Source organism: Halobacillus faecis, from assembly GCF_007991335.1.
GTDB lineage: Bacteria > Bacillota > Bacilli > Bacillales > Halobacillaceae > Halobacillus > Halobacillus faecis.
The window spans coordinates 58,093-84,567 of the sequence record NZ_BJYD01000006.1 but is presented as its reverse complement, the minus strand read 5'-3'; the positions used below and the strand labels follow the sequence as shown (position 1 = coordinate 84,567).

At 46.9% G+C, this 26,475-nt stretch carries 31 protein-coding genes; 25 read left to right on the top strand and 6 right to left on the bottom strand.

The annotated features are described in order from the left end of the window. Positions 1 to 74: 74 nt before the first annotated feature. The 3 genes from HFA01_RS04215 (at position 75) to HFA01_RS04205 (ending at position 1,758) form a co-directional block, all read left to right on the top strand. Positions 75 to 902 carry an AraC family transcriptional regulator gene (locus HFA01_RS04215; RefSeq protein WP_146813546.1) on the top strand — a complete coding sequence of 276 codons (828 nt, stop codon included), beginning with the start codon at positions 75 to 77 and terminating at the stop codon, positions 900 to 902. 65 nt (positions 903 to 967) lie between these two features. Next, a complete protein-coding gene (locus HFA01_RS04210; RefSeq protein WP_146813544.1) occupies positions 968 to 1,519 on the top strand; it encodes an ATP-binding protein in 552 nt (183 codons plus the stop codon). Between the two features lie 59 nt (positions 1,520 to 1,578). Beyond that, a complete protein-coding gene (locus HFA01_RS04205; RefSeq protein ID WP_167506155.1) occupies positions 1,579 to 1,758 on the top strand; it encodes a hypothetical protein in 180 nt (59 codons plus the stop codon). Positions 1,759 to 1,828: 70 nt separating this feature from the next. Here the strand turns inward: HFA01_RS04205 and HFA01_RS04200 are convergent, their stop codons facing one another. Next, positions 1,829 to 2,848, bottom strand: coding sequence for a hypothetical protein (locus HFA01_RS04200; RefSeq protein ID WP_146813540.1), 1,020 nt, complete (start codon positions 2,846 to 2,848; stop codon positions 1,829 to 1,831). A 192-nt stretch (positions 2,849 to 3,040) separates the two neighbouring features. On the opposite strand from HFA01_RS04200, the gene HFA01_RS04195 reads away from it, so the two are divergent. Together HFA01_RS04195 and HFA01_RS04190 are read left to right on the top strand one after the other, a co-directional pair. After that, positions 3,041 to 3,283: a hypothetical protein gene (locus HFA01_RS04195; protein WP_146813538.1), complete on the top strand. Its 243-nt coding sequence runs from the start codon at positions 3,041 to 3,043 to the stop codon at positions 3,281 to 3,283. Positions 3,284 to 3,339: 56 nt separating this feature from the next. Then, the gene (locus HFA01_RS04190) at positions 3,340 to 3,882 is read left to right on the top strand and encodes a TetR/AcrR family transcriptional regulator (RefSeq protein ID WP_146813536.1); all 543 of its coding nucleotides are present in this window, start codon (positions 3,340 to 3,342) and stop codon (positions 3,880 to 3,882) included. A 57-nt stretch (positions 3,883 to 3,939) separates the two neighbouring features. On the opposite strand, the gene HFA01_RS04185 is transcribed toward HFA01_RS04190, so the two are convergent. Both HFA01_RS04185 and HFA01_RS04180 read right to left on the bottom strand, forming a co-directional pair. Beyond that, positions 3,940 to 4,341: a carboxymuconolactone decarboxylase family protein gene (locus HFA01_RS04185; protein WP_146813534.1), complete on the bottom strand. Its 402-nt coding sequence runs from the start codon at positions 4,339 to 4,341 to the stop codon at positions 3,940 to 3,942. A 16-nt stretch (positions 4,342 to 4,357) separates the two neighbouring features. After that, positions 4,358 to 5,902, bottom strand: a complete 1,545-nt coding sequence (locus HFA01_RS04180; RefSeq protein ID WP_146813532.1) for a BCCT family transporter — start codon at positions 5,900 to 5,902, stop codon at positions 4,358 to 4,360. 363 nt (positions 5,903 to 6,265) lie between these two features. Between HFA01_RS04180 and HFA01_RS04175 the strand changes: the two genes are divergently transcribed. The 13 genes from HFA01_RS04175 (at position 6,266) to HFA01_RS04115 (ending at position 16,478) form a co-directional block, all read left to right on the top strand. Beyond that, positions 6,266 to 7,162 carry a beta-keto acid cleavage family enzyme gene (locus HFA01_RS04175; protein WP_146813530.1) on the top strand — a complete coding sequence of 299 codons (897 nt, stop codon included), beginning with the start codon at positions 6,266 to 6,268 and terminating at the stop codon, positions 7,160 to 7,162. Further along, a complete protein-coding gene (locus tag HFA01_RS04170) occupies positions 7,159 to 8,112 on the top strand; it encodes a 3-hydroxyacyl-CoA dehydrogenase NAD-binding domain-containing protein (protein WP_146813528.1) in 954 nt (317 codons plus the stop codon). The genes HFA01_RS04175 and HFA01_RS04170 overlap by 4 nt, the downstream gene beginning before the upstream one ends. 13 nt (positions 8,113 to 8,125) lie before the next feature. Then, entirely contained in the window at positions 8,126 to 8,593 is a 468-nt protein-coding gene (locus HFA01_RS04165) for a thioesterase family protein (protein ID WP_246139268.1), read from the top strand. A gap of 145 nt (positions 8,594 to 8,738) precedes the next feature. Continuing rightward, positions 8,739 to 9,275: a GNAT family N-acetyltransferase gene (locus HFA01_RS04160; RefSeq protein ID WP_146813524.1), complete on the top strand. Its 537-nt coding sequence runs from the start codon at positions 8,739 to 8,741 to the stop codon at positions 9,273 to 9,275. 13 nt (positions 9,276 to 9,288) lie between these two features. After that, entirely contained in the window at positions 9,289 to 9,789 is a 501-nt protein-coding gene (locus tag HFA01_RS04155; RefSeq protein ID WP_146813522.1) for a DUF4188 domain-containing protein, read from the top strand. 151 nt (positions 9,790 to 9,940) lie between these two features. Further along, the gene (locus HFA01_RS04150; protein ID WP_246139267.1) at positions 9,941 to 10,303 is read left to right on the top strand and encodes a GNAT family N-acetyltransferase; all 363 of its coding nucleotides are present in this window, start codon (positions 9,941 to 9,943) and stop codon (positions 10,301 to 10,303) included. Positions 10,304 to 10,342: 39 nt separating this feature from the next. Beyond that, positions 10,343 to 10,786 (top strand): AraC family transcriptional regulator, encoded by a 444-nt coding sequence (locus HFA01_RS04145; RefSeq protein WP_146813518.1) that lies wholly within the window; start codon positions 10,343 to 10,345, stop codon positions 10,784 to 10,786. A gap of 98 nt (positions 10,787 to 10,884) precedes the next feature. Further along, positions 10,885 to 11,919: a zinc-binding dehydrogenase gene (locus HFA01_RS04140; protein ID WP_146813516.1), complete on the top strand. Its 1,035-nt coding sequence runs from the start codon at positions 10,885 to 10,887 to the stop codon at positions 11,917 to 11,919. 433 nt (positions 11,920 to 12,352) lie between these two features. Continuing rightward, entirely contained in the window at positions 12,353 to 13,300 is a 948-nt protein-coding gene (gene qoxA, locus HFA01_RS04135) for a cytochrome aa3 quinol oxidase subunit II (RefSeq protein WP_146813514.1), read from the top strand. 24 nt (positions 13,301 to 13,324) lie between these two features. Beyond that, on the top strand, positions 13,325 to 15,268 hold the full coding sequence (gene qoxB / locus HFA01_RS04130) for a cytochrome aa3 quinol oxidase subunit I (RefSeq protein WP_146813512.1): 1,944 nt from the start codon (positions 13,325 to 13,327) through the stop codon (positions 15,266 to 15,268). A gap of 1 nt (position 15,269) precedes the next feature. Continuing rightward, complete coding sequence (gene qoxC / locus HFA01_RS04125) at positions 15,270 to 15,875, top strand: cytochrome aa3 quinol oxidase subunit III (RefSeq protein ID WP_146813510.1); 606 nt, start codon at positions 15,270 to 15,272, stop codon at positions 15,873 to 15,875. A 1-nt stretch (position 15,876) separates the two neighbouring features. Further along, complete coding sequence (gene qoxD, locus HFA01_RS04120) at positions 15,877 to 16,251, top strand: cytochrome aa3 quinol oxidase subunit IV (RefSeq protein ID WP_146813508.1); 375 nt, start codon at positions 15,877 to 15,879, stop codon at positions 16,249 to 16,251. A gap of 20 nt (positions 16,252 to 16,271) precedes the next feature. Beyond that, positions 16,272 to 16,478, top strand: coding sequence for a cytochrome C oxidase subunit IV family protein (locus HFA01_RS04115; protein WP_146813506.1), 207 nt, complete (start codon positions 16,272 to 16,274; stop codon positions 16,476 to 16,478). A 25-nt stretch (positions 16,479 to 16,503) separates the two neighbouring features. Here HFA01_RS04115 and HFA01_RS04110 read toward each other — a convergent pair whose 3' ends face one another. After that, positions 16,504 to 16,800, bottom strand: coding sequence for a spore morphogenesis/germination protein YwcE (locus HFA01_RS04110; protein ID WP_146813504.1), 297 nt, complete (start codon positions 16,798 to 16,800; stop codon positions 16,504 to 16,506). Positions 16,801 to 17,187: 387 nt separating this feature from the next. Here HFA01_RS04110 and HFA01_RS04105 point away from each other — a divergent pair, with 387 nt between their 5' ends. The 6 genes from HFA01_RS04105 (at position 17,188) to HFA01_RS19220 (ending at position 23,005) form a co-directional block, all read left to right on the top strand. Next, entirely contained in the window at positions 17,188 to 18,009 is an 822-nt protein-coding gene (locus HFA01_RS04105) for a helix-turn-helix domain-containing protein (protein ID WP_146813502.1), read from the top strand. 242 nt (positions 18,010 to 18,251) lie between these two features. Next, positions 18,252 to 19,262, top strand: coding sequence for an ABC transporter substrate-binding protein (locus tag HFA01_RS04100; protein ID WP_167506154.1), 1,011 nt, complete (start codon positions 18,252 to 18,254; stop codon positions 19,260 to 19,262). 14 nt (positions 19,263 to 19,276) lie between these two features. Further along, a complete protein-coding gene (locus HFA01_RS04095; protein ID WP_146813500.1) occupies positions 19,277 to 21,301 on the top strand; it encodes an iron ABC transporter permease in 2,025 nt (674 codons plus the stop codon). A 75-nt stretch (positions 21,302 to 21,376) separates the two neighbouring features. Then, positions 21,377 to 22,345 carry a diaminopimelate epimerase gene (gene dapF, locus HFA01_RS04090; protein WP_146813498.1) on the top strand — a complete coding sequence of 323 codons (969 nt, stop codon included), beginning with the start codon at positions 21,377 to 21,379 and terminating at the stop codon, positions 22,343 to 22,345. Between the two features lie 4 nt (positions 22,346 to 22,349). Then, on the top strand, positions 22,350 to 22,745 hold the full coding sequence (locus tag HFA01_RS04085) for a secondary thiamine-phosphate synthase enzyme YjbQ (RefSeq protein ID WP_146813496.1): 396 nt from the start codon (positions 22,350 to 22,352) through the stop codon (positions 22,743 to 22,745). A 155-nt stretch (positions 22,746 to 22,900) separates the two neighbouring features. Beyond that, the gene (locus HFA01_RS19220; RefSeq protein WP_146813494.1) at positions 22,901 to 23,005 is read left to right on the top strand and encodes a putative holin-like toxin; all 105 of its coding nucleotides are present in this window, start codon (positions 22,901 to 22,903) and stop codon (positions 23,003 to 23,005) included. 328 nt (positions 23,006 to 23,333) lie between these two features. Here the strand turns inward: HFA01_RS19220 and HFA01_RS04075 are convergent, their stop codons facing one another. Continuing rightward, positions 23,334 to 24,581: a YeeE/YedE family protein gene (locus HFA01_RS04075; RefSeq protein ID WP_146813492.1), complete on the bottom strand. Its 1,248-nt coding sequence runs from the start codon at positions 24,579 to 24,581 to the stop codon at positions 23,334 to 23,336. A gap of 706 nt (positions 24,582 to 25,287) precedes the next feature. Between HFA01_RS04075 and HFA01_RS04070 the strand changes: the two genes are divergently transcribed. Then, complete coding sequence (locus tag HFA01_RS04070) at positions 25,288 to 25,524, top strand: hypothetical protein (RefSeq protein WP_146813490.1); 237 nt, start codon at positions 25,288 to 25,290, stop codon at positions 25,522 to 25,524. A gap of 116 nt (positions 25,525 to 25,640) precedes the next feature. Here the strand turns inward: HFA01_RS04070 and HFA01_RS19195 are convergent, their stop codons facing one another. Beyond that, positions 25,641 to 26,135 (bottom strand): 3D domain-containing protein, encoded by a 495-nt coding sequence (locus tag HFA01_RS19195; RefSeq protein ID WP_146813488.1) that lies wholly within the window; start codon positions 26,133 to 26,135, stop codon positions 25,641 to 25,643. Positions 26,136 to 26,475: the final 340 nt, after the last annotated feature.

Genomic DNA, 26,475 nt, shown 5'->3' with positions numbered 1-26,475 from the left:
TAACGAAAGGGATTCTAGGAAACTATGCAATTCTTGCTGAACGGTGAGCAGAACTTGCGAAAGGGGAAGAAGAGATGGAAATGCGACTCGATCTCGAACATACAGGGGTGCTGATTTTTGACCTCAAGGACGGAGAGGCTGATGAAACTCACCCACATGACCATTTTCAAATCAGCGTCCCGCTCGCCGGTGATCTACTGACTTACCATAATCACAAGCGTACCGTTCTCAATCATGATGAGGCTTTGCTTGTCCCCCCGGGGGATACCCATCAACATGAAGCTTCAGGCTCGCGGAAGGAGATCATGTTAATCAGTTTTAATGAGGAAATCATGGATCGGGCGTACACTTCTTTTACGGGGGATGCCTCGAAGGATCTTGATTTTTCTAGCATTCAAATGAACTCCGACTTGTTAGTGAAGAAAGCGAAGGCGTTATTTCAGGCGGCCTCTTTCGAAGGAGTGGATGCAGCTATGAAACAGGAGGAGGCTTTTACAAGCGTGATCCTTGATCAAATGGCAGGCTCCCACTCGAGAGGCTGGCAGAAGGCGAAAGCGGTACAAAACTATGACTCCGACCATTCCGCCTATGTAGTAAAAAGTTTTATTGAGGATTGTTATGAAGAGGATCTAACCCTCGATCGGCTGGCAGAAGAGATGAACATCAGTAAGTACCATCTTCATCGTTCTTTTAGAGCGAAGACAGGTCTGACTCCAAAAGCTTACCTGCTGCAAGTGCGTTTGGAAAAAGCAGCCTTTCTGCTACTGTCAGGAAAGGCGGATGTGACTCGTACTGCTTACCGGGTCGGCTTTCAGTCTGTTAGTACGTTTAATCGGACGTTCAAAAGTAAATATGGGGTTACACCCTCTCAGTATGTCAGGGAAAATAAAATAGGAACGTAGGGTTGGAGCGAGAGAAGATTGGATGCTGTGAGCTGATCCTTTCAAGGCAAGGGGAGGAGTTGGAAATGGCAAGGTTCGTCATCATGACTGTAGGCATGACGCATAGTGGAAAGACGACATTTGCGAGGCGGCTGGAGGAAAAGGTGAAGAACACGGTCGTCATTGACCAGGACAATCAGGCGGCGTTTTTGAATTCACAATATCCGCGGTTGGTTCCTGAAGATGGACCGAATACGATCAAATACCAGATGACGAAAATGCTTGTCGATTATGCGGTTGAAAAGACAGAGATGCACCTCATCATCTGCAATTCGAACCGGAATCATAAGGCAAGAAAAGCGCTGCTGGAAGACTTTAAAAGCAAAGGCTTTTCTACGATTCTTGTAAATTTTGATGTGTCGGACTCCCTCCTTGAAAAACGTGTAGCAGAAAGAAACCGAGATCCATCTGTGCTGCGGACCGCCTCTTCTTTTGATGAGGTCCTGCAACGACAGCAGGAAAACTCCCCGAATATTGTGGCTCCGTCTGCTGAGGAGGCGGACCACTTTTTTACCATTGAAAGAGAAGGGGAAGACAACCACGTGCTTGTAGAGGTTGCAGGTCTTCTATCGTCCTAGTATAAGAATCTCTTATTCTGGCTATGCTTGTGATAGAAAGGGTGATGAGCATGCAATACATGGAGAAGACGAACAAAGTGATGGCCGATCTGACTTCAGGCAAACGCCGTCATTTCGGAAATTATTCTTATCATCAGTCGGTGTTTACGGATGGCGTGAACGAAGTGCCAGAATGGGAAGTGCGCCAGTTTGTGCTCAATTATTTTATGGCGCTTGAGAATGTGAAAAGTCACGCGTGAGTCAGGGATTAAAAGCCAAAGGTACACCCTTCTGATGTGTACCTTTGGCTTTTTTTTCTTCACCTAAAAATTAAAGCTTATAGTAATCTTTTCTAATCTGTTCCAACGTTTTTCCGTAGCGAACGACTAGAGCTCTCGTGTAGGCATTCACTTTTTCCTTGTGATGGAACATCGCACCCCACGCATTCAAGGAGTAAACTTTCCCGTTCCAGATGACTTCTTTCGGGCCATGAATATGGGATTTCGTCTTGATCCCTTCTTCATCTGATACATGATAGATTTCATCACCAATGTCCACGAGGCCGTCTTCCAGCATTTGAGGTAACCGAGGAAGAACGCGGTGATTTCCTCCCGCTTTTTTATCGGAGGTAGAGGTGAACTCTTTTTTCACAATCTCACTTAGATAATCATCTTCTGAACCGAGGGGAAGCAGTTTGTTCACCTTCAGGATATACGCTTTATCGTTCCTCCCATCAATGAAATGGGGAGCGACTTCAACACAGGAAATATCCACGCCCTGGGACAAAAGCCAGGTGGATGCAGAAAGGACGCTTGGTTCGAAACTGGACGCAATCAAGATGATCCTTTGGTTCTGATTGAAGTTGTCCACTGCCTCGTGTTCTTCAAGAAAGTCCATGATTTCTTCCACTCCTTTTTCAACGATCTTGCTTTCATCAACCTCACCATTTTGTAATAAAAAACGGCCATACACTTGTTCCACAAGTTCTTCAATGGTTTCGATTTTGGCAAAAGAAGCGGCATACCGAATCGCCTGTGATTCGAAATTATCTCTTCTCGCTTTCATATCCTGCTCATCACGCTTGATTTCGATAATGACTATGCTTCCGTTGCTATCGAGTCCAACCAGGTCTGTCCGTTTGTTCGCATCATTACGGACTTGTTTTCCGATCATTTTCAAGTCCCAATCTTCTTCCAATGTAATCACTTCCGTGTGATCTTGGAGGAAGTCTTCCAAGGCGTCCTCGGTTAATCCGAGTTTTTTGTATGTAACTTTAGAAATTTCTTCTGTGCTTTTGGTTATTTTCTTTTTTGCCCCTTCTGTTTCTTCGATATAGAACGTCATTAACATGCAAACCTCTCCTATCCCTGCGTGCGTGCTCTTTTATCCTATCATTTCAAGCTCGTTTTTTTCACATTTTTCCAAAAAGATCCTCATTTACCTACAAGGTTAGAGGGGGGACGAATACTCCTATGAATAAGAGTTTGATACAATAATCCTGCTGTTTAGTCGTTGTAGGAAAGGTATAGGAGGTGACGGTAGATGTGGAAAACGGTCATGATTGGTTTTTTGACTTTCGTAGTGTTTAGCACGTTTCTTTTAGGGATTGGTCACACTCTTGAGTACAAACTGTTCCTATTCTCCTTTTATGAAGAGACAGCGAATGGGGTTACCATAGGTGGTTCCGTCGTTCCTTTTATCCTGGCGATTGCGGTCAGCTACATCGTCGGAAATGCATACGAAAAGAAGCGGCAAAAGAATCGATATCGGGCTCACTCAAATTGAAAAGCCCCATGAATACTGATAACATGAAGAAAAATGAACGTAAATGAGGGAAGCACATGCCAAGAGTATCGAAACGGCAAAAGATTTTGGAAGCCGCCGCACTCATCGTCCGAGAGCAGGGGAGCGATGCGCTCACATTGGACGCTGTCGCTAAACGTGCAGAAGTGAGCAAGGGCGGACTGTTGTATCACTTTTCCACAAAAGAAGCGCTCGTAGAAGGACTCGTTCAGTACATGAATGATGTCTATCGGGAGAACGTGGAAGATTTAGTAGAAAACGATGAGGAGAGCACAGGGAAATGGGCACGGTCGTTCATTAACGTCATGCACGATAAAAGTACGGAAAACCGTCCGCTCAGTTCCGGGATGCTCGCCGCACAAGGGATCAATCCCAAGTTGTTGAAACCTCTACAGGATACATATGCCGACTGGCAGAATCATATCGAGCATGACGGCCTCGACCAAGTGGATGCGACGATCCTGCGTCTTGCGGTCGATGGGTTATGGCTGTCTGAGATTTTCGGGCTCGGGACTTTGCCGCCGACGCTTAGAAAGCAGGTCCTTGAACGATTGAACGAACAAACATATAAACCGAAATAAAAATCACCAGCTCTTTGTAAGAGCTGGTGATTTTTATTTCGTTTAGCTTATGATGATTTAGGCCAAAGCTTTTTCTGTGCGTTCCTGGAACACTTTTCTGGCCTGAGTTAACGCATTGATGACGGATGGGAAACCAACATACGGGATGAGCTGCATCATGGATTCAATGATTTCTTTTTCCGAAAGGCCGGCATTTAGAGCGGTATTGATGTGAAGTTCAAGCTGCGGCAGGCTTCCAGAGCCCTGGGTGACAAGGCTTGACAGGACCGTAAGTGCTCGGGATTGTTTGCTTAAATAATCACGGTTGTAGATATCGCCGTAGGCAAACTCAATGATGTACGTTCCGAGGTCCGGGGCGATATCTTCCAGTGCTTTCATAAGTTCAAAATGGTTGGTGCCTTTTTCTTCATCTGTATAGGAACGGAGGGTTTCCAATCCTTTTTCATAACGTGTTTTCATGGTGTGTCTTCCTTTCTTAAGATGCTTTCCTGTTTTCTTTTTCTTCTTTGGCGCGGTCTTCGTTCACCATTTTGATGAACGACCATCCGAGAATTGGCAGAATGATCAGTAATGGAAAACCGCCAACGATGCTGATTGTCTGTAGGGTTGTCAGTCCGCCCATGTTCATGAAAATCATCGGCAGAATAGATAATGCCAAGGCCCAGAACAGACGGTTCCATTTCAGTGGTTCCCCTTCGACGTGTTTTTGCACAACGGATGCAATGACATACGATCCGGAGTCATAGGTCGTCGATAAGAAAATGGTGGCGAGCAGAATGAACACGATGATCGCGAGTGTTGCGAGCGGCAGTTCCGTCAAGGTGCCGATGATGGCCGCCGGTGCTCCTTGCTGGTTCAAGGTTTCGATGACCGGGTATTGACCACTCAATTCGAGATACATGGAGTAGTTTCCTAGGATTCCGAAGAAAAGGATCGTCCCTAAACTTCCGAAAAGGATAGTTCCAAACACGACTTGGCGGATCGTCCGTCCCTTGGAAATACGGGCGATGAACAGGCCGACAAACGGAGCATAAACAATCCACCATGCCCAGTAGAAGACGGTCCAGCCTTCAGGAAATCCTGTCCGGGTGAAGGAGGCCAGGTCATTGAACGGTTCAGACCATAAGCTCATCAAGAAGAAGTTATCCATCATCCGGCCGAGCGCAGAAGTCGTCGATTCTGTAATGAATGTTGTCGGTCCGACAGTGAAAATGAAAATCAACAGGATGAACGCGAGCCACAAGTTAATATCACTGAGGACGCGGATCCCTTTTTGTAAACCCGAATAAGCACTCAGGCCGAAGATCAACGTACAGAACAGCAGAATGATCGACTTCGTCGTCATCGTATCTGGAATGCCAATCAAGTTGTTCAGTCCAGCAGAAATGATCGGTGCGGATAGGGCAAGTCCTGTTCCGCCTCCACCTAACAGACCGAACATAAACAGAATGTCGACAAGACGTCCGACCCAGCCATCGGTGTATTTTCCGAGGACAGGGCGACAGGCTTCACTGATTTTGAACACATCGGTTTTTTTAACGAAAAACATGTAGCCGATCGGAAGAGCTGGGATCGCGAACATCGCCCACGCGATCGGCCCCCAGTGGAAGAATCCGTAGGTAGAAGCCCACTGAATTGCTTCATTGGAGCCTGCTTCGACACCGAAGGGAGGTCCTTGATAGTAGTAGGCCCACTCAATGACGCCCCAATAAAGAATTCCGGTTCCAATTCCACTCGTAAACAGCATCGCGGCCCAGGAACTCGTTTTGAATTCCGCTTTCGTTTCAGCGTCTCCGAGCTTGATATCTCCATAGCGGCTTACTCCGACAAATAGTAAGAAGAGCAGCATGATTAATCCGACAGATAAAAATAAGAATCCTAATCGTTGTGTAACGACTTCATTCGCCGCCAGCACGATCTCTTTTCCTTGTTCAGGGAAAATGATCAGAGGCAATGATACGAATAGTAATAAAGCAAGTGCGCCTCCGAACGTTTTCCAGTCCATGAGTTGTTTCTTCATGGTTATTCCTCCTTTATGCAAATGCGTTGTTTCGTTTGTGACTTTTTAAACTGTACAATCTGGACGGTTTTGTTTCAAAACATGGATAAGGGTGCAAATGGGAGAATATAAAGCAATATTCAAGGAATGATAGGGTGTGAAGTTATTTTTCACTTATTTTCGTGTGTTTTCTGCTTTGTTGACTATTCATCTACTGTGAAATGTAAAAATTGAACGAATGGCTAAGTCATTAATGTCCCTCATATAGGGGAAGTAAAAAGTTTTTAAAGAAAAATCCATAAAAATCATTTGAAACTAAACAGTCCAGATGGTATAGTTTGTGCTAGTTGATTAAACAAACAAATTCAAAGGAGGACCTTTGGAATGAAAAATAAAGTATTGCTGACATCTGCCGTGACAGGAGCGGGAGATACGATGAAGAAAAATCCACATGTACCTGTAACACCGAAAGAAATTGCAGAATCTGCGATTGAATCGGCAAAAGCGGGTGCGACGGTTGCTCACGTCCATGCCCGGGATCCGAAAACGGGTGGAATCAGTCATAACTTGGAGCACTACCGTGAAATCGTCGATCGCATCCGTGAATCAGAAACGGATGTAATCATTAACATCACGTCCGGAGGCGGCGGTGATTTTATTCCGAGTTTGAATACACCAGCAGCTGGTGGCGATGGGACAGACATCCAAACACCTGCAGAGCGTCATGAACCGGTGGGAGAACTTTTGCCGGAAATGTGCACACTGGACTGTGGAAGTACGAACTTCGGCAACATGATTTACATGAGCCCGACCGACTGGCTTCGTGATCAGGCGAAATTGATCCAGGAAAGTGGTGTGAAACCGGAGCTTGAATGCTTTGATACCGGGCACATTCGTTTTGCTAATCAATTGGTGGAAGAAGGATTGATCGACGGCGATCCGATGTATCAATTCTGTCTTGGCATTCCGTGGGGAGCAGCCGCTGATGCGGAAACGATGCTTTATATGAAGAACCGTATCCCTGACAATGCGCACTGGTCCGCGTTCGGCATCGGCCGTATGCAAATGCCGATGGCGTCTCAAGCGGCCATGCTTGGTGGAAATGTTCGTGTGGGTCTTGAGGATAATATCTATCTTTCTAAAGGTGTGGTGACCAGAAACGAACAGCTTGTCGACAAAGCGGTGACGATGCTGCGTGGCCTTGATCTTGAGCCAATGACGCCGCAGGAAGCACGTGACTATTACAATCTTAGAAATCCACGCGGAGGGAAGGAATCATGACTGTACAAAAAATAGCCGTCGTCGGCACAGGAGTTATCGGAAACGGCTGGATTGCCCGCATGCTTGCACAGGGGTATGACGTCGTCGCGACAGATCCAGCAGAAGGAGCGGAGGAGCGCATGCGCCGTGCGGTCGATCAGGCATGGCCTTATGTTGAAGCCCTTGGGCTTGCAGAAGGAGCATCCAAAGACCGCTTGACGTTTGAAAAAGAATTGGCGGATGCTGTGAAGGATGCGGACTTTATCCAGGAAAACGTACCGGAAGTGGAAGAGTTGAAGCAGACGGTCCTGAAGAACATCGATCAATATGCCAAACCTGATGCCCTGATCGGATCCAGTACTTCAGGTATCATGCCATCCGAACTGCAGGCGAACTTGCAGCATCCGGAACGCGTGGTCGTTGCGCACCCGTTCCACCCGGTTTATATTCTCCCGCTTGTAGAAGTCGTGGCAGGAAAACAGACGACGACGGAGAACGTAGACAAAGCGAAGGCTTTTTATGAAAGCTTGAACATGAGTGTCCTGCTTGTGCGTCACGAAATTGAAGGGCACATCGCTGACCGACTGATCGAAGCGATTTGGAGAGAATCCCTGCATATCGTCAATGAAGGCATCGCAACGACAGAGGAAGTGGACAAAGCCTTCACCCATGGGGCGGGCATGCGCTATGCGCAGTACGGACCGTTCCTTACCTTCCACCTGGCTGGTGGAGAAGGCGGCATGCGTCACATGTTGAAACAGTTCGGACCGGCATTGAAGAAGCCGTGGACGAAGCTTGAAGCGCCGGAACTGACAGATGAGCTTTATGAGAAAGTCGTGACCGGTTGTGAAGAGCAGGCGAACGGCATGAGCATGTCTGAACTCGACCAGAACCGAAATGAATTCCTGATCCGCTTGTATGATCTTGTCCAGGAATACTGGCCGCAGGAAACAGAAAAGACAAAAGCGTAAAGGAGGGGTTTTTGTGTCATCCTTTTCCTACAAACAAAGCGTTCCAAGTGAGTGGGTCGATTATAACGGGCATATGAATGATGCTGAATACAATCGTGCCTTCAGTCTTGCTACCGATGCGTTTATTGATTGGATCGGCCTTGATGAGAAGGGGCGTGAGCAGTACCAGTACACGATGTTCACGCTTGAGACGCATACGTGTTATTTGAAGGAGATGCACGAAGGGGCAGACTTTAATGTGTCCGCCCGTGTTTTGGACTTTGATGCGAAGCGTATCCATCTGTTCTTGGAAATGCACAATGCTGACGGGGAAGTTGCTGCGACGCTCGAAGAGATGCTGATGGGCATCGACCAGAACGAAGGCCGACCGGCACCATTCCCGGAAGAAGTGGCTAACAATATGAAAGCGGAGTATGAGAAGACGTCCGACCAAGAACAACCCAAACAAGTCGGCCGCACAATCGGCATTCGTAGGAAATGAATATGGAATTATCTGTAAGACCTGGTCACCCAAGAATTGGGTGACCAGGTCTTACTTTTTCTTCCATCCTATAATCGTGCAGGAATCATGCTATAATAAAGGAAATATTTAGAATTCTATGATGTTGGCAAGGTGTGTGGAGGAGATGGAAAACCTTATTTATGTTGTTCGTGATCTGTCGTATGTCGTAAGAGTCGCTCAAGAAGCGGATGCGAAGGCACTTTCTCAAGTTAGGCTTCAGATTGATGGGGAGACCGAATACCTGGATCGAGAACAGGGAGAAGGCTACTTAAGCGAGAGTGATTTTAAAGAGCTCATCCATAAGGATAGAACCGAGGCGAACCGTTTATTCTTGGTCGCTGAATCACAAGGGGCCATCATCGGTTTCAGCCGATGTGCGGGCAGTGATTTGAAGAGGCTCTCGCACCAAGTGGAGTTTGGTGTAGGAGTATTAAAAGATTACTGGGGATACCGTGTTGGCAAAGAGCTTTTGCAGCAGTCAATCCACTGGTTTGAAAACAACCGAATTTTGAAAATAACCCTACGTGTTCTTGAAACGAACGAGAAAGCTATTGAAATGTATAAGCGTTCTGGCTTTGAGGTCGAAGGGGTGCTGAAAAAAGACAAGCGGCTTTCTGATGGGAATTATTATTCGACGATATTGATGGCGCGTTTTACATAAAAGGAGGAAGCGGATGGCTGCTAAAGTATTTTCGGGACGATATACAGCGGAAGCTGATGACGAATTGATCGTGTTTTTAATTGGGATGAGGGTAAACAAATGGTGGGCTGTCCATAAATGGCTGCCGGTTCTACTTGCCATGCCTCCGATGGTTCAGGAACTCTATTCACAGAAGGACAATGGATTCTTCTCTGCAGAGAACTTCATCAATTTCAGAACGACATTGATGATCCAATATTGGCGGTCGGAAGAGGAACTTTATGCTTATGCCAAAGCTCCAAGGCATTTGAAGGCGTGGAGAAATTTCAACCGAAAAGTGAAGGATAACCCTGCTGTAGGGATTTACCATGAAACATACAAAGTGAAGGACGGGGCGCATGAAGTCATCTACGGGAATATGCCCTTATTTGGTCTCGCAAAAGCCTACCAGCATGTCCCTGTCCTACCCCATACGGCTTCAGCTAAACAAAGGTTAAGTAAAAAAGAAGAAAGGCGGATTGTGGATTCTCGTTAATTAAGGGGATACGCTCTCCTTCCTTGAACATTGTCAGAAAGATTGTTCTAGGAAGAAACTCGTTTGAATGTGAACAGAGGGATGGATAAATGATGGAACTGAAACGATCACTTGAACCTCAGCCAATAACAAAAATAAGATCGACCAAAAATTGTACGAATACAATGTGAAACACTTTCCAGAAGACTTAAGAGGCAGGTATGAGGAAACCCAGCTTTATGTAAAAGACAGAGACGATCATGTACGTGGAGGACTTCTTGGGGAAATCTGCTGGAACTGGCTTGAGATTCATACCCTCATGATCGATGAGAAGCTTCGCGGTTCTGGACATGGGTCAAAGCTATTAATGGAAGCGGAACGAATCGCAAGGGAAAAGGTGTGCGATTTTATCAAAGTCGACACCCTCAGTTTTCAAGCGCTTGGTTTTTACAAAAAGCATGGATATGTTGAATTTGGTGTCCTGGATCATATCGGAAGAGATTTTACGCATCACTATTTAAAGAAGGATCTTTAAGCGGTTCAAAACCGCTCCTTCAGAACGGAGAGTTTTAAAATGATCACGTTGAAACGAACCTTTCGAATCGTCGCCATCAAAGGGCATGGTGCCTTTGAAAATTTCGCAACCGAAGTCCCGGACTTTGCTAGACAGCTTTTACATCGGACGAGGGAGATCGAACATCACACCAATATCGAAATCGCACTTTTTGAGCCAAAATGGGGGGACGGTCATCTGGAAGGTCATTATTATGTAGGAATCCTAGTAAGAGACAAGCCAAGCCATGTTCCCAAAGGGATGGAGTATTTAGAGGTTTCCGGCACCTATGTTTCGGCAAAAGGGTCCATCGATCACGTAGACCTCCTCTATGAGGAAGTGGGACAGTGGACAGCTGAAAAAAATCTCACGAGGGATTGGCTCTCCTATATTGTAGAAACTTATCACCCAACGGAAAACGGGGAAGACGTTGAGGTGTTCTTTCCTGTCTTGGATCCTAAGTGAATACTGTGAGCCAATCACTTGATGTTTACCAATGAATAGCCTTATGATGAATGTCGCATATTAGTTGAGAAAAGCGAATCGGAAAGAGGTGCCTCGAGATGAAAGCTGTTCAAGTGACTGGATATGGCGATGTCGATCAGTTGAAACTGGTGGATATCCCGACTCCAGAGCCAAAAGAAAACGAAGTGCTCGTGCAGGTAAAAGCCTGTGCCATTAATAATACAGAGATCTGGATGAGGGAAGGGGCTTATGGACAAGGCAGCAAGTCAGGCTGGCGTCCGGAAGGCGTTCAATTCCCACGCACCCCAGGTTCTGATATTACTGGGAAAGTGGTCCAGGTCGGTGCACAAGTCGATGAAACGATGAAGGGGAAAGACGTTGTTCTGTTTCCATTCACGTCCAGCGGCCCGGATGGACAAGAACACATTTCGGAAGACATGTCGTTCATTGGCTCCGAATATGATGGCGGATATGCCGAGTATGTCGTGTGGCCGGCAGAACTTTGTTTTGATATGCCACTTGAAGATTACACGGAAAGCTGTGTGTTTTCTGTCAGTGGTATGACAGCCTGGCATATGGTCGAACAAGTGCAGCCGAAACCGGGCGAAACCGTGATGGTCACAGGCGCAAACGGAGGCGTTGGCTCGCTCAACGTCCAGATCGCATCGAAAGTATTCGGAGCAGACGTCATCGCACTCGTCGGTGATTTGAGCATGGAAGAGAGAATGAAGGAACTCGGAGCGACTCATGTCCTGTCTTATAAATCCGAGAATCTGGAGGAAGAAATTCTAGAAGCTAACGGCGGTCCGATCGATACGGTGCTTGACGTCGTTGGCGATGCGCTGTTCTCCACAGCCTTGACCGTGCTTAAAAAAGGCGGCAAGTTTTGCACATCCGGCTCTTCCGGCGGTCAAAAGACAGAACTCGATTTCCGCACCCTCTATTTGAAGCATATTACTATGTATGGATCTGTTCTCGGAACTCGTGAAGAATTCAAACGCATGTTAAAAGCGATTTCTGAACAGAAAATACAGCCAGTGATCGACCGAACGTTTCCTTTAGAGGAAGCAAAGGAAGCGCAGCAGTATTTCAAGGAATCGGGCAAAAAAGGAAAAATCGTCCTTCTTCCATAAAAGGTGTTTCATCATTTCAAAGAACCTGTACCACTATCAAAAGTGGTACAGGTTCTTATTTTTTTTATTTAAAATTTGTAAATTGTGTAAGGTTCTATTGGCTGGAAAAGGTTTCGTTCCATCAGCGGTAGGGGTAAGGAGAGTGGGAAGCTCATCATCCCCCTTTGTTCCTGTTTATTCGACGTTTGAAAATGAAAGCTCCTTCCTGCAGTCCTATCCTATTTTTTATTAAATTGTTAGTAATTTCCTTGAAAGCGTCAATCATGTGGCGGATTTATTAAAAGTTTTTGAACGATGTATGACAAAGTTGTGAACTTGTATTTCTAATTCCGCAAAATCTGATATAATCAGTCAAGCCCTGATACGTATAACAGCTCCTAGTTTCCGAGTTTTATACTTATAATTTAACAGATTGATAGGAGGGTTAAGATTCATGAAAGCTAAACATCTCCGTAATAGATGGTTAGGTTTGCTGCCGCTCGGCTTGATTCTTTTCTTAAGCGGGTGCGGGCAGTTGGAAATGACTGTGCTCGATCCCAAAGGGCCGGTCGCTCAAAGTCAATATGACCTGATTGTATACTCCCTTTGGTTCATGCTGGGAATCATTGTTGTCGTGTTTGCTCTATTTGCCTACATGCTCATCAAGTACCGTGAGAACCGCCCGGGACGTAAAGAAAGTGATTATGACCCGAATTTGCATGGAAATACGACCATTGAGGTCATCTGGACGGTCATTCCTATTATTATCGTCGTCCTATTATCCATACCGACGGTTACGACACTGTTCGATTTGGAAAAGCCTCCAGAGCCCGCTGCTGGTGAAGAGGTGAAAGAGCCGCTCGTCGTTTATGCGACGACCGCGGATTGGAAATGGTTCTTCAGTTATCCGGAACAGGATATTGAAACCGTGAACTACTTACACATCCCGACCGATCGCCCGATTGAATTCCGATTGACTTCGGCAGACTCGATGTCAGCCCTATGGATTCCGGCACTTGGCGGTCAAAAGTACAACATGGCAGGTATGATGACGAAATTGTATCTGCAGGCCGATGAAGAAGGCGTCTACGATGGACGTAACTCCAACTTCAACGGAGAAGGGTTCGCTGCGCAAACCTTCAAAGTGTATGCCGAAAGTGAAGATGAGTTCAACGCTTGGGCCCAAGAGATTCAGAGCGAAGCACCTGAGTTGACGGCAGACCGCTACAATGAATTATTGCAGCCTGGTTTGACCGATGTTGAATCATTCTCAAGCACGCACTTAGAGTATGTGAAGCACCATACAAAAGATGGTATGGGCTACGTGGTAGAAAACTACCGTGAGCAATTCAAAGAGAAGCTTCATTTATATGAAATTGAGAAACAAGAAAGCTTCCAATAGAACGTAAAGAAAGCAGGTGAAGACATGCACATTACAGATATTCTAGTCACCGGTGAACCGATCATCTATGGTGCCATGGTATCGATGGCCCTAGTAGGAATCGCCCTCCTTTTCATTCTGACGTATTTCAAAAAATGGAAATGGCTTTGGAGCGAATGGTTGACGACCGTTGACCACAAGAAAATCGGTGTCATGTATATTTTAAGTGCCCTTCTCATGTTATTCCGTGGTGGCGTCGACGCCATGATGATGAGGGTACAGCTGGCATTTCCTGATTTGGGATTCTTGAACTCCCAGCACTATAACGAAATTTTCACAACGCACGGAACGATCATGATCATTTTCATGGCGATGCCGTTCTTGATCGGACTTATGAACATCATCGTTCCATTACAGATCGGAGCGCGTGACTTCGCGTTTCCATATTTGAACGCCTTAAGTTTCTGGTCCTTCTTCTTCGGAATGGCGCTCTTCAACATCTCCTTCGTCATCGGAGGATCTCCGGATGCCGGGTGGACCAGTTATACACCACTTTCCGGTGCAGCGATGAGCCCGGGACCTGGACAAAACTTCTACCTTATGGGACTGCAGCTATCAGGAATCGGTACCCTTGCTACAGGGATCAACCTGATGGTGACGATTTTGAAAATGCGTGCCCCTGGCATGAAGCTTTTCCATATGCCGATCTTCACATGGTCGACATTGGTGACATGTTTCATCATCGTGTTCGCATTCCCGATTTTGACAGTAGCTCTTGCGCTACTTACCATTGACCGTATTTTCGGTTCACAATTCTTTACTTTGACAGGGGAAGGCCTGCCGATGATGTGGGCGAACCTGTTCTGGATGTGGGGACACCCGGAAGTGTACATCGTTATTCTTCCTGCCTTCGGTATTTTCTCCGAAGTCATCGCTACATTCGCGAAAAAACGACTGTTTGGCTACAATGTGATGGTCTGGTCGATGATCGTCATTGCATTGCTTAGTTTCTTAGTATGGGTCCACCACTTCTTCACGATGGGTGCCGGCGCATTCGTCAACTCCGTCTTCTCTGTATCGACGATGTTGATCGCCGTACCGACCGGAGTGAAGATCTTCAACTGGCTTGCGACCTTGTATAAATCGAAAATTGAGTTCACTGTGCCGATGCTTTGGTCCCTGGCCTTCATCCCAAGTTTCATCCTTGGTGGTGTCACAGGTGTCATGCTCGGTATGGCGGCAGCGGACTATCAGTTCCACAACTCGTACTTCCTGATCGCGCACTTCCACTATGTGCTGATTGCAGGTACTGTCTTCGCCTGCTTTGCAGGTCTTGTGTTCTGGTATCCGAAAATGTTTGGTCACAAGATGAACGAGCGTTTGGGTAGATGGGCATTCTGGTTGTTCTTCTTCGGCTTCCATGTCTGCTTCTTCCCACAATACTTCCTAGGCCTTGACGGCATGCCGCGTCGTTTGTTCATCACGAACGTCGCTGAGTGGCTTCCATTGAACGTCATCTCAACTGTCGGTGCCTTCGGAATGGGACTTGGATTCATCGTGTTCGTTTACAACGTTTACTACAGCTTCCGTTACAGTGAGCGCGAAACAACAGGCGACTCCTGGAATGGAAACGGCCGTACGCTTGAATGGGCGACAACGACACCAGTACCTTACTACAACTTTGCAACGGTTCCTTATGTGGACGAAATCGATCCATATATCCGTATGAAAGAAGAAGGCAAGACGACGTTTGAAGAAGACAAAGTGAAGCCGATCCACATGCCAAGTTACACAGGTCAGCCGTTTATCATGATGGCGCTCCTTGGACTTGCGAGTTTCGGTCTCATCTTCGAATGGATGTATGTCGCGGTCTTCGGACTGATCGGAGCCGTGTTCATGATGATCCGCCGTTCCTTCGATTATGACGACGGGTATTATGTACCGGTAGAAGAAATCAAACGCACAGAGAAAAAAGCGAGGGGGTTATGATATGGCTGCGGAAGAACTGAAAACAGGTCCTTTAGAATATCGCACCCAAGAAGGTCAGATGGGCATCATGGGCTTCTGGATTTTCCTCGGAGCCGAAGTCGTCCTCTTCGCAACCCTTTTTGCAACGTATGCCGTATTATTCGGACGTACCGCTGATGCACCATTGCCAAGCGAATTGTTTGAGCCGGGCATCGTGCTTGTCATGACTTTCCTGCTTTTGACAAGTAGTTTCACCTGTGGACTTGCGATTCACGAAATGAGACGGGGATCGGTCAAAGGTCTGATCCTCTGGATGGTCATTACACTGGCTCTTGGTCTTGGCTTCCTTGGCTTTGAGATTTACGAATTCGTCCACTATGCACATGAAGGCGCGACGCTCCAGTCCAGTGCTTTCTGGTCGGCATTCTTTATCCTTGCCGGAACACACGGATTGCACGTCACGCTTGGGATCGGCTGGGCGATTCTGCTCTTGATCCAAATCAAGCAGCGCGGACTGACGAACGTCACAAGCCGTAAATTCTTTATCATCAGCTTATACTGGCACTTCCTTGATGTCATTTGGATCTTCATCTTCACGAGTGTCTATCTGATTGGGATGGTGATTTAAAATGGCCGATTCGAAAAAACGCGTACCGATGAATCACGTCATTGGATTCATCTTGTCACTCGTCATGACGCTGGTTGCTGCATGGGCAGCGATTCAATCCGATCTGCCTGTCACATGGGTCATTATCGGCATCATGATTTTGGCTCTACTGCAAGCAGGCGTTCAATTGTTCATGTTCATGCACGTCACGGAAGCTTCAAGCGGAAATGGACATGTACCATGGAACATGATGTTCCACGGCTTCGCTCTCGCTGGAATCTTAGTCGCGGGCTCCCTGTTCGTTATGTCCTTCGGGCATGACCATGGAGACCACGGAGATATGGGCGAGAACCAACAGCACGAAGAACAGCATTCAGAAGACCATAGCGGTCACTAAAATAAATGGGGGTTATCAGGATGGAACAAAAACAAAACATGCCGATGGAGGCCGGATGGCCGTGGAAAGATTTAGTTGGATTCGTTCTTTGCATACTGCTGACGGCTTTTTCCTTAGGCGGAGCGCTTTATTCCTCCTATGACCCTAAATTTGTTCTATATATTCTCACTGGTTTCAGTTTCGTACAGGCGATGATCCAACTGTACAAACTTCAGCCGAGAGATTAAAAAAAGAAACGCTTCCTTCCTGAAATCAGGAAAGGAGCGTTTCTTTTTCTTTATTTAAGCTATCTTGATAACCCGGGCTTGATTTCACTGTTGCCACGATGAACATCACCCAGGCCACGTGCGCGCCGATCAAACCGAGATAGAACATTGACCATGTAATGGAGAATGCTCCCGGATCTGTGTACATCGTCACTTGGAAGAAGTACAACCACATGCCGATGAGCAAAATCGATTGTGCGACGGCGAACGCCATCTTTTTCGCTTGTAAGAATAGAAATGGAGCCACTGTCGCCAAAATCAAGAACATTACGATCGCACCCATGAAAATCATCTCCCTATTGATGTTTCCTTAATGTAAACGTTTTCTTTGTTTTTATTGTAACAAAAAATTCGAACTTTGGACACAAAATGTTCATAAATTGGGCTGACAATTTTAGAATTGCCGTTTTGATGCTTATTTAAACAGGTTTTTTCGAGGTTTCGGATAGGGGGGTGTGTGAAAGTGCCCGGGCAGGGAGTCAAAGTGACTTAACGTCGCGGGAAAGTGACCGAACGCTTATGCAAAGTGACTTAACGCAGCTTGAAAGTGACCGAATGCCAATCCAAAGTGTCCGAACTATAAATTTTATGAAAAAATTCATTTTCTTAGACACCAAACTCTCACTTCTATCGATTATAGTTTGAGACCATGAATGGGGAGTGGAGAGATATGGATTGGAATAGTTTAAAGGATCATCAGCGCTTCAAAGATAAAAAGGAGCTCGATCTGCATGTGCGCAGCTTTTTATACAAAAGAAAGGCAGCCTTGTCAGAAGGGACGCTCAAGGTACTCACGTTCATCTGGCGTCATGCCGTCAAGTTTCCTGGTGTTGCTTTTCCGAAAAGAGTGACGATCGTGAAAGGGACTGGATTGAGCGAGAGCACGATAGTTCGTGCATTAAGATGTTTAGTGAAAGAGCAGCTGATTGAAAAAGTGACAACGAAAAAGCCGAACGGGCGGCAGGGGGGCAACCTGCTCGTGTTTCTCCCGCAGCCAGATCTTTTTTTACCCTCGGATGACACCCCTCATGACACCCTTCCTGACACCCCACAAAAAGCGGTAACTCCCCAACAGGACAACCCTCAACCGCTCAAATCTACACCTGAAACAGAGAAAAAACAGTGGAAATCTTCTATTAGTAATGTTGTACCATTTGATGCGACATTTCTGCCATCGTTCATCCCGGCTTCTTTCATTGAAACCACTCAGCCCTTCGTAGGTGTGGAGCAGGTGTTACCGGCTTGGCGGACCGTCCAGAGCGCGTCTAAACAATGGAAGCTGGATCATCCGGTCGAGCATTATTTGGATAAGATCAACGAGACGTTTAAACAGGCGGTTTATGCTTATAAGAAAGGGATGGTGCGTACAGAGTTGCTGCGCTATTTTTATGGTGGATTAATGGAAGTGTTTAAACAGCGGGTGCGGAAGGAAAGTTTTGAGTCTCGGAAAGGATTGATTTTTTATGATTGGCTGGGGGAGAGGGACTCTTAACGTGTGAATTGCGTCCTGAAGGGTGCCAGTAACGACCTAAGGAGGTGGAGTAACGCCCTAACGGTTCCTAGCCTCTTAATTGAGAAAAGTTTTCATTGACAGAAATTTGAGTCTGAGGTAGGATAATGATTGTAATGATAATGAGAATCTTTATCATTCGTTGAAATTTTATAAAAGGGTATAAAGATGAAGCGATTGATCAAGGATTCTACATAATAGAAACGGGTGAAAGGATGTCGAACATGAAGAAGTTTTGGTTATTTGCCCTGATGCTTGGGCTTGTCGTTTTAGCTGCCTGCGGTGGCGGATCTGAGGAAGGTTCAGAGAGTGAAGGAACAGAAAATCAGGAAGAAGAAACAACAGAAGAGGAAACACGTTCAGTCACGATTGAAGATGCGAACGGAGAACAGACGATTGAAGGAACACCTAAGAAAGTCGTTGTTTTAGAGTGGACGTATGCGGAAAACCTTCAGGCGCTTGGCATGGAGCCGGTCGGGGTTGCTGGTCTTGAACACTATGGTGACTGGGTCAACGTCGGTATTCCGTTCAGTGAAGAAGTAGAAGATGTAGGAACGCGTCAGGAGCCGAACTTGGAAGCAATCTCCCGTTTGAACCCTGATTTGATCATTGGTGTTGATTTCCGTCACAATGCGATTAAAGAGGATTTGGAAAGTATCGCCCCAACGGTCATGTTTGCGCCATACTCTGAAGAAGCAGCACAGGATCAGTTCCAGAACATGAAAGATGAGTTCAACACGATGGCGAAAATCGTCGATAAAGAGGACAAGGCTGAACAAGTCCTTTCTGATATGGAGAATACATTCCAGGAGCAGCAGGCACGTCTTGAAGAGGCTGGAAAAGAAGGCATGAACTACGTGATCACTCAAGCGTTTACGATGCAGGATACGCCGACACTTCGCTTGTTCACAGACAACTCTATGGTCGCACAGATCATGAACAGCATGGGCATGAAGAACGATTATGAGTCTGAAAAGCTTGAAGTTTACGGCTATACGGAAACGACCGTCGAAGCGCTGCAAAACTATCAGGACTCCAACTTTTTCTACATCGTTCAGGAAGAAGACAACATTTTCGAAAATCAGCTGGCAGGTAATCCGGTATGGGAAAATCTTGCGTTCGTAAAAGAAGATCGCACGTATCAAATGCCAGGGGATGCTTGGACATTCGGTGGACCACTATCCGCAGAAGTCTTAGCTGAACAAGTGGTGAACGCAGCACTTGAAGAAAAATAAAGTGAGTGGATGTTATGAATTCTACGCTTAAGAACACAATGATTGCGGTTCTCACCTTCGGAGGTGGGACCGCGTTGTTGTGTCTTTTAACATTTATACATATTAATCAGGGGAATGTAGAGATCCCACTGGGGGTCGTCGTTGAATCGATCTTTAATCCTCAGGATACGTTGCAGCACCACACGGTCCGTACACTCAGGATGCCGCGAGCGGTCATGGGAATCATCGCCGGCGGGGCTCTTGCTGTATCCGGTGTGATTCTGCAGACCGTCACGAAAAACCCGTTATCGTCTGCAAGTACGCTCGGCATCCATTCCGGAACGTATTTTGCGGTCGTTGTCACAACGATCTTTCTGCCGACCGCTATGGTAGGAAACGGAATCCTAACCGCTTTTCTGGGTGGCATTTTGACGTTCCTTTTCGTTTACGTTCTTTCCGGTGGTTCGGATACGACACCTGTCCGGATGGTGCTTGCCGGGATGATCGTCACCTTCCTGTTCTCAGCGCTCACATCCGTCCTGCAGATTTTTTATGAAAATGAAACGCAGGGACTGTTTTTGTGGGGCTCAGGGACGTTGATCCAGAATGACTGGGATGGCGTTACGTTTTCACTGCCGGTCATCATCGTCGGAGTAGTCGTGACGCTGATCTACTCAAGCAAACTCGACACGCTTACTTTAGGGGACGATGTCGCGACAGCGCTCGGGCAGAATGTGCGCAGTGTAAAAGTGGTGACCATCATCGCTGCTGTGCTTTTGACGAGTGTGACGGTAAGTATCGTCGGACCGATCGGCTTCGTCGGACTTGTCGCGCCGCACTTGATCAAATTGATCGGTTACCGTGCCCACCTGCCGCTTATCTTTGGGTCCTTTTTATGGGGAGGAAACGTGCTCCTCTTAGCGGACGTTCTCGCACGCGTCATCGATCCGTCCTTTAATGAACTGCCGGTCGGAGCGATTACAGCACTTGTTGGTTCGCCTTGGCTCATCTGGCTTGTCATGCGGATGAAACGGACAGGCAGCCAGGACAGCGGGGCCATCATGGCTGGGAAAAACTCCGCAACCCTTTCCATGAAAAAATTGCTGCCTGTTTTGTTTGCGCTCATTACGGTAACGCTGCTCGTCAGTCTTGCTTCTGGAAACTACGGATTTGAACCGTTGGTCACCTACAACGCGTTTTTCGGAGAAGCGAACACCTTCCTTCAAAATTTGATCATCGACTTGAGGCTTCCTCGTGCGCTTGTTGCATTGTTCAGCGGGGCAATTCTCGCGGTCAGTGGGCTCATTTTCCAAGGGGTGTTACGGAACCCGCTTGCTGATCCTTCCGTTATCGGGATCACTTCCGGTGCAGGGGTCGGTGCGCTGATGACGATGTACTGGTTCAGCGTGTCAGCCGTGTGGATCCCCGTTGGCGCAATGGTCGGAGCATTGGTCTTCTTCATCGTCGTTATGGCTCTGGGAGCGAAAGCAGAATTCCAGCCCACGGTGCTCGCGTTACTCGGAATCGGGATGTCCGCCTTTGGTTCAGCCTTGATTCAAATCATGGTCGTCCAGGCGGATATCGGAGTGGCTTCTGCACTGACATGGCTTTCCGGAACGACCTATGCCAAAGGGTGGAGTGAACTGCTCCAATACTTGATCTGGCCGGTCTTGTTGTTCATCCCGCTGCTTGCGTTTTACATTAAAACACTCGACGTCCTGTCCCTCGGAGACGATACGGCCAAAGGTCTCGGACTTCGTGTCGTGAACGTCCGTTTTCAAATGGCGTTGATTGCCACACTCCTTGCCGCCTGCAGTGTCGCTGCGGTCGGTTCGATCGGGTTTGTCGGCCTGATCGCCCCTCACTTGGCACGACTGCTTGTGGGGAGTGTCAATCAGAAGCTTCTGCCTGTTACGATGCTGATCGGCGGAGCATTGTTGGTTGTTGCGGATTTGTTCAGCCGGACCCTGCTTGCGCCGAATGAAATTCCATCAGGGATCCTCGTTGCCTTGATCGGAGCCCCCTACTTTTTATGGTTGATGAAAAAGCGTGCGGCTTAACGGTCACACGCTTCTTTTTTTACGCGTATGTATGCTATGATAATGAAAAAATGAACGCCAGGGGAGAGTTTTATAATGAAGATTCCATACATCAAATGCCACGGATCGGGGAACGATTTCATCCTGATCGATGAGATTGAACACGACTTTCGTTTTTCAGAAAAAGAGCGCGAGGAGCTCTCATTATTATTGTGTGACCGTGAAAAGGGGATCGGCTCGGATGGCATTCTTTTTGTGATGCCTAGTGAAAAGGCAGAAGGCCGGATGCGGATGTTCAACTCAGACGGCACGGAAGCGGAAATGTGCGGCAACGGCCTGCGCTGTGTGGCTCGACATATGATTGAGAAACTCGGGAAAAAGGAAATCGCGATTGAAACAGAAAAAGCGGTCCTTCCCGTTTTACAAGTGGAGGAAATTTTCCCAGAGATTGATACATTCTCTGTCATGATTGAGCCTGTCCGTTTTGAGGTCGAGTCCCTGCCGATGAATGCCGCCGGGAAAGAAGCGGTGGATGTGAAAATTCCAGAGTTGTCCGAGACACGCACATTCACAGCCTTAAGCGTACCGAATCCGCATATCGTCAGTCTCGTCGATTCTGTTGATCAAGAGGAGCTGCTTGCGGTTGGGAAAAAGGCGAACAATCTTCCGGAAGTTTTCCCGAACGGTGTAAACGTAAGCTACGTCCAGGTGTTAGAGAAAAACAAAATCTTCGTCCGGACGTTTGAGCGCGGAGTCGGCCTGACGAATGCCTGCGGAACTGCGATGAGTGCCTCTTCGCTCGTATCTACGATTCTAGGTCCGAATGACTTGGATACCCCGATTGTCGTCATCAATAAAGGGGGACTCGTCAACTGTGTCGTAGAAAAGAACGACGGACGTTTCTCCATCCAGCTGCGCGGGAATGGAACCAATGTCTATGTAGCAGAGGTCGACATCGATTGGGAAGCCCGCACCTTTGAAGTTTCCGAGAAACAATTTTTTGAAGAAGAAAATGCGACCTATGAAAAACTAGAAGCGTTTGCCGCTTCAGAAATCGGAGGTTGAGGATATGTTGAAAACATTTCATGTGAAAACCGATCACCATGATCAAATGATCGATGTAACAAATCAAGTTCAGGACTGGATTAGAGAAGAGGGCGTCAAGGACGGTGTTGTCGTTGTGCAGTCCATGCACACGACGGCAGGCCTGACGGTGAATGAGAACGCCGATCCTGACGTAAAGACAGATATGCTGCGCCGCTTCCGTGAAGTGTATCCATGGGACCATCCGGAAGATCGTCACGCGGAAGGAAACACAGCTGCCCATATGAAAACGAGCACCGTTGGACATGCTCAGACGCTGCTTGTAGAAGATGGCAAGCTTGTTCTTGGGACGTGGCAGGGACTTTATTTCTGTGAGTTCGATGGGCCGAGAAGCCGGAAGTTTGTTGCGAAGTTGTTATAAGAGGAAAGGAAGGCCCGAGGTCGGTGCCTTCCTTTTTTTATGGGATAGTCCAAAAAGCCTCTCTAATTCAGTGGAAGGACATGGTATAATTTAAAGTGGATCACGCTTTTCGCCAATTGAATAGGGTGTCGGCTAACCCCACAGCAAAGGGGGTGATGCCTCTGAGTATGTATGAATCGTTGATGGTGATGATCGCGTTCAGTTCGTTCATCGTGTCCGTTCTCGGCTTAGTTGTCGCGATTTTACGCATAAAAAAATAGACTCCCTATTCTGACGTGAATGCGGGTGAGTCTATTTTAAGGCTGCGCCCTTTGGCTGAAGCGCTGATCCGGGAGGACCGCAGTGCCAGCTGTGGTCCTTTTCTTATGTGTATCCTTTATCTGCTCTTATCATACCACATTTTTTGAAAAAGTAACAGGTGGGCGGGGGATATCGGGATTTTGGGGAGTTTATCAGTATTTAAAGGAATATATCAGCATTTCAAGCTATATATCAGTATTTGAAAGGATTTATCAGGATATTCAGCGGTATATCAGCCTTCTATATAAAAAGTAAAACCCTCCAGCGCGGAAGCTGGAGGGTTTCCATTTAGCAGATCGAATCTTTTGGATTTGGATTTTTCATCCCGAACATTGGCCGCAGGAACAGAGCAAGGTAGGTTCCGGCGAGCGCCATAATCATCCAGACCCAGCCGTGCAGACTGAAGGAGGCGATGCCGCCGAAATACGCACCGATGTTACATCCGAACGCAAGGCGTGCACCATAGCCCATAAGCACACCACCGATGATGGATGCCGCACCGATGCCGGGTTTGATTTTTCCAGGCTTGAAGTTGCCTTGGAAGCTTGCCGCGATGAACGCACCAAGGATGATACCGAAGTTCATGACACTAGTGGAATCGGCAAGGACGGTTTGATTGAGTGGTGCCGAATTATTGGACCAGTACGTCCAGTTCGCAACATCGACGCCGAACATCTGGATGAATTTGGATCCCCATAGCGCAAAAGCGGAAGTGATGCCCCAAGGATTGCCGCGGACCGCCAGCGTGATGGCATTCAATACACCCAGGATCACAGCAGCAAGAAGCAGCGGCCACGCCCCGCGCCATAATTTCTTTAAACCGGTCGTTGTTTTCAGTGGTGCCATTTTCGGCGGGTTCTTTTTCCGAGCCACTTTAACCGTGATGCCATAGATCCCTAAGAAAATCGCCAGCTGCAGAATCCAGCCGCCGAAATAACCGAAGCCTGTAGACTCCGCTAATGAAATAGCCGGAAGCGTCGGTGTTTCGCGCCAGAATCCGATGTGGTAAGCACCGAGTACGGATCCTCCGATGAAACCGAGCAGCGTCAGGATCATGGAAGATTTACCTCCTCCGACAGTGTAAAGCGTTCCGGATGCACAGCCGGAGCCGAGCTGCATGCCGATTCCGAAGATAAAGGAACCGAAGACGACGCTGATGCCGACAGGGAACACATACCCTTGAGGCGCGTTACCTGTAAAGCTGAACCCTGTTCCTAAAATAATGGCAAAAAGCGTTGTCGCAACAGCGAGCATAAGCATGTGCGCTTGAAGTCCCTGTACATTCCCGACGGAGATCAGCCGTCTGAAAGCTGAAGTAAAACCGAACCGTGCATGCAAGAGCACGAGACCGAAAGCAAGGCCGATCAAGAATAATACGCCCTGTGTGAAAGTGGTGACAGATACAATCGTTATAAATAAAAGCAGCGATAATATCGCTCCGATCCATACGAATGGTTTTTGTACCGGATCTAATGGAGCGACAACGGTCGAACGGTTGTTTTCCTCGGCCGTCTGCTGGACAGTCTGTTGTTGCATGTTTCATTCCTCCTAAATCCGATTTGTTTACTTAGTATTAACTGAACTTTTGATATTGTAACGGAGACTCGTCTATTTGTAAATCATCTTGCATACAATGGTTGTACAAAGAGAACAAAGACCAGTCTTTACGTAGAATTAACATGATTCAACGAGGACAAGTGGTAAAATAAATGTGTAGACAGGACGACCTATAACACTTATTGGAGGGATGTCTTATACCTGTCGCTCGCTCATATGTTACTCGCTGGTTTTTCTTTGTTTGTGGGAAAGCAAATCGAAGAACTTCTTGGCGTACATCTGGCGCACCTCCCCCTACATAAAGACTGATCAAAAGCGACGCTTCCGGCGTGGCTTTTTTGTTTTTTTTTTCAGGCTGAGATAGACGCTATGAAAGGAGGATGTGGCTTATATATTCAGAACCTTCTAATAAATGCAGGGAAGTCGATAATCTATTCACTAAAGCTGCTAATAAAAACAGGAAAGTTGCTAATAAATTCACTGAACCTGCTAATATAATTGCGAAAGCTGCTAATAAATAACAAGCGTCAGAACTTTATTATCAAAAACACCGTAAAAAACCGAAACACATAGCCACCTATACCTATGTCCGTTAAAAAGATGTATGAGTTTTCATTTTAAGATTAAACTAAAAAGCAGGTGGGTAAGTAATAGTAAGTTACATATAGGAAAAGGAGTGGTTAAAATGGCATCAAAAAAAGAGTGGCACGTGATTTTCCTGTTGGACAGTAAGCGTGTCGTGACGCATGACCTGGAATTGAGCGAAGATATGAATGAGCGGGAAGCTACTGAGTTCATCACTAAACAGCTGGACAAGGGTACATGGTGGTTTTTAGAAGATGGCGTCGCGCTTCATACCAGTGGGGTTGAGAGTTTTTATTTAGACAAGTGTGCAAAGAAAACAAGGTTCAGCAGAGATTGAAAAATGCGCAGCTTTCTTATGAAAAGGAGGCTGCGCATTTTTTATGTCTTTGGTTAAGGAGGGAGTAGAGAAGGCTTCATGCGAATCATAAAAAAACTCTTCCTATAAGGAAGAGTTTAGTTCAAAATCTCGACTTCTATTTGACGACGACCGTAGTCGAAGGCATCTTTTTCCTGTGGCATAAAGAGGTCGATGCGGTGACCTTCAATATCTCCGCCAATGTCACCAGCGACGGCTGTGCCATAGCCCGGCACGCGGACTTTAGAGCCAAGCGGAATGATGTTCGGATCGACAGCGATCACTTTTTGATCCGGATTGGCGCGGAGGTCGATGCCTGTATACGTGATGCCGCTGCATCCGTCGCAAAAGGCAGTGTAGGCAGTGGCTTCGACAGCAACCGTGCGTTTCACATCATCTTTCTCAGTGGATGCTGTGACGGCTTTCTTTTCTTTGTCAGGAAAACGTTCGAGATCTTTTGTTTTTTTATCTAAAGAGAGGGATTTCGTTTCTATATTTTGAGCGGGCTTGTCCACTTCATCGGCAGCAGCCGGAAGGGCAAGGCCAAAGATGATCATAGGCAAAAGAAGAAGGGAAAATAGACGTTTGTTCATAAGTAGATGTCCCCTTTCAAAGTTTCTCTTTGCCCATTGTAACAACCGTTATTTTGATATACAAAGACAAAATACCTACAAAAAGATTACATTCCTGTGACAAATGACACCTTATTGAAAAGAGCCGCTTTTCGGTGCGGCTCCAGCTATTTTCAGCGGGACGTTCCTTTCCGTTTACGACCACAACACGGTTTTGAGGGCTTTCTGCTTGGCTTGTTTTCATTAGGACGATTCGACATGAGGACCCTCCTCTCGGGTTTGAGATATACCATTTTATGCGGACAAATAAGAACGGGCCGTGCGCTTATCCTGTATGAAGGAACTTTTTTAAAAAAAGGGA

Excerpts from the sequence above, each read along its gene's own strand:
- HFA01_RS04215 (WP_146813546.1), top strand. The coding sequence starts at position 75 with ATGGAAATGCGACTCGATCTCGAACATACAGGGGTGCTGATTTTTGAC.
- HFA01_RS04210 (WP_146813544.1), top strand. The coding sequence starts at position 968 with ATGGCAAGGTTCGTCATCATGACTGTAGGCATGACGCATAGTGGAAAG.
- HFA01_RS04205 (WP_167506155.1), top strand. The coding sequence starts at position 1,579 with ATGGAGAAGACGAACAAAGTGATGGCCGATCTGACTTCAGGCAAACGC.
- HFA01_RS04200 (WP_146813540.1), bottom strand. The coding sequence starts at position 2,848 with ATGTTAATGACGTTCTATATCGAAGAAACAGAAGGGGCAAAAAAGAAA.
- HFA01_RS04195 (WP_146813538.1), top strand. The coding sequence starts at position 3,041 with ATGTGGAAAACGGTCATGATTGGTTTTTTGACTTTCGTAGTGTTTAGC.
- HFA01_RS04190 (WP_146813536.1), top strand. The coding sequence starts at position 3,340 with ATGCCAAGAGTATCGAAACGGCAAAAGATTTTGGAAGCCGCCGCACTC.
- HFA01_RS04185 (WP_146813534.1), bottom strand. The coding sequence starts at position 4,341 with ATGAAAACACGTTATGAAAAAGGATTGGAAACCCTCCGTTCCTATACA.
- HFA01_RS04180 (WP_146813532.1), bottom strand. The coding sequence starts at position 5,902 with ATGAAGAAACAACTCATGGACTGGAAAACGTTCGGAGGCGCACTTGCT.
- HFA01_RS04175 (WP_146813530.1), top strand. The coding sequence starts at position 6,266 with ATGAAAAATAAAGTATTGCTGACATCTGCCGTGACAGGAGCGGGAGAT.
- HFA01_RS04170 (WP_146813528.1), top strand. The coding sequence starts at position 7,159 with ATGACTGTACAAAAAATAGCCGTCGTCGGCACAGGAGTTATCGGAAAC.
- HFA01_RS04160 (WP_146813524.1), top strand. The coding sequence starts at position 8,739 with ATGGAAAACCTTATTTATGTTGTTCGTGATCTGTCGTATGTCGTAAGA.
- HFA01_RS04155 (WP_146813522.1), top strand. The coding sequence starts at position 9,289 with ATGGCTGCTAAAGTATTTTCGGGACGATATACAGCGGAAGCTGATGAC.
- HFA01_RS04145 (WP_146813518.1), top strand. The coding sequence starts at position 10,343 with ATGATCACGTTGAAACGAACCTTTCGAATCGTCGCCATCAAAGGGCAT.
- HFA01_RS04140 (WP_146813516.1), top strand. The coding sequence starts at position 10,885 with ATGAAAGCTGTTCAAGTGACTGGATATGGCGATGTCGATCAGTTGAAA.
- qoxA (WP_146813514.1), top strand. The coding sequence starts at position 12,353 with ATGAAAGCTAAACATCTCCGTAATAGATGGTTAGGTTTGCTGCCGCTC.
- qoxB (WP_146813512.1), top strand. The coding sequence starts at position 13,325 with ATGCACATTACAGATATTCTAGTCACCGGTGAACCGATCATCTATGGT.
- qoxC (WP_146813510.1), top strand. The coding sequence starts at position 15,270 with ATGGCTGCGGAAGAACTGAAAACAGGTCCTTTAGAATATCGCACCCAA.
- qoxD (WP_146813508.1), top strand. The coding sequence starts at position 15,877 with ATGGCCGATTCGAAAAAACGCGTACCGATGAATCACGTCATTGGATTC.
- HFA01_RS04115 (WP_146813506.1), top strand. The coding sequence starts at position 16,272 with ATGGAACAAAAACAAAACATGCCGATGGAGGCCGGATGGCCGTGGAAA.
- HFA01_RS04110 (WP_146813504.1), bottom strand. The coding sequence starts at position 16,800 with ATGGGTGCGATCGTAATGTTCTTGATTTTGGCGACAGTGGCTCCATTT.
- HFA01_RS04105 (WP_146813502.1), top strand. The coding sequence starts at position 17,188 with ATGGATTGGAATAGTTTAAAGGATCATCAGCGCTTCAAAGATAAAAAG.
- HFA01_RS04100 (WP_167506154.1), top strand. The coding sequence starts at position 18,252 with ATGAAGAAGTTTTGGTTATTTGCCCTGATGCTTGGGCTTGTCGTTTTA.
- HFA01_RS04095 (WP_146813500.1), top strand. The coding sequence starts at position 19,277 with ATGAATTCTACGCTTAAGAACACAATGATTGCGGTTCTCACCTTCGGA.
- dapF (WP_146813498.1), top strand. The coding sequence starts at position 21,377 with ATGAAGATTCCATACATCAAATGCCACGGATCGGGGAACGATTTCATC.
- HFA01_RS04085 (WP_146813496.1), top strand. The coding sequence starts at position 22,350 with ATGTTGAAAACATTTCATGTGAAAACCGATCACCATGATCAAATGATC.
- HFA01_RS19220 (WP_146813494.1), top strand. The coding sequence starts at position 22,901 with ATGCCTCTGAGTATGTATGAATCGTTGATGGTGATGATCGCGTTCAGT.
- HFA01_RS04075 (WP_146813492.1), bottom strand. The coding sequence starts at position 24,581 with ATGCAACAACAGACTGTCCAGCAGACGGCCGAGGAAAACAACCGTTCG.
- HFA01_RS04070 (WP_146813490.1), top strand. The coding sequence starts at position 25,288 with ATGGCATCAAAAAAAGAGTGGCACGTGATTTTCCTGTTGGACAGTAAG.
- HFA01_RS19195 (WP_146813488.1), bottom strand. The coding sequence starts at position 26,135 with ATGAACAAACGTCTATTTTCCCTTCTTCTTTTGCCTATGATCATCTTT.